At 77.5% G+C, this 667-nt stretch carries 1 pseudogene; it reads right to left on the bottom strand.

The features are described 5' to 3' along the window. Nucleotides 1-667 (bottom strand): annotated as a pseudogene (locus ACLWS4_RS37245) (hypothetical protein); the annotation flags it as partial.

Here is a 667-nt window from a genome sequence, read left to right on the forward strand (position 1 = left end):
CGTGCGGTGCCGCCCGGCCGGGCTGCGCCTCGGTGGCGGAGCGCAGGGCCATCGCGGTCGAGCGCAGCGTCAGGACGCCCCGGGCGTAGTGGGCCTCGGCCAGCTCCACCCCCGTGACCGGGGCGGTGTCCTCGGCCCGCCGCAGCCAGGCGCGGGTGACGGAGTCGGCCACCGCCAGGGTGTCGGCGGCGGCACGCGCGAACGCGTCGTCGTGAGGGCCGGCCTGCTCCAGCAACCGCTGTACCTCCTCGCTCTCCCCGGTCAGGGCTCGGGCCAGGGCGGTGAGGGCCGTCGGCGGGCTGTCGTGGAAGCGCGTGGCCGCGTGCCAGCGGGGGACTTCCGGCAGCAGGGTGAGCGACCCGTGCCGGGCGGCGTGGTGGGTCAGGTGCGCGCCGTACGCCGGGGCCTGCCGGTCGTGGTCGCGGATCAGCAACTCCTCGATCGGCGGCATGCGGTAGACGCCGTCGCCGAGGACCGGCCAGCCGACGACGTCCGACGGAGGCGCCTCGCCGACCGGCAGGCCGCTGCGCGCGGCGACCGCGGCCAGGCGGGCCGCCAGGCCGGGCACGTCCCGGCTCACGACGAAGAACGGCTCGCCGAACTCGGCGTTGTGCAGGCTCACGACGGCGGCCGGCTCCAGCTCGTCCACCAGGTCGGCCAGCGCCTG

It is taken from the genome of Kitasatospora sp. SC0581, from assembly GCF_048159585.1.
Classification (GTDB): Bacteria; Actinomycetota; Actinomycetes; order Streptomycetales; family Streptomycetaceae; genus Kitasatospora.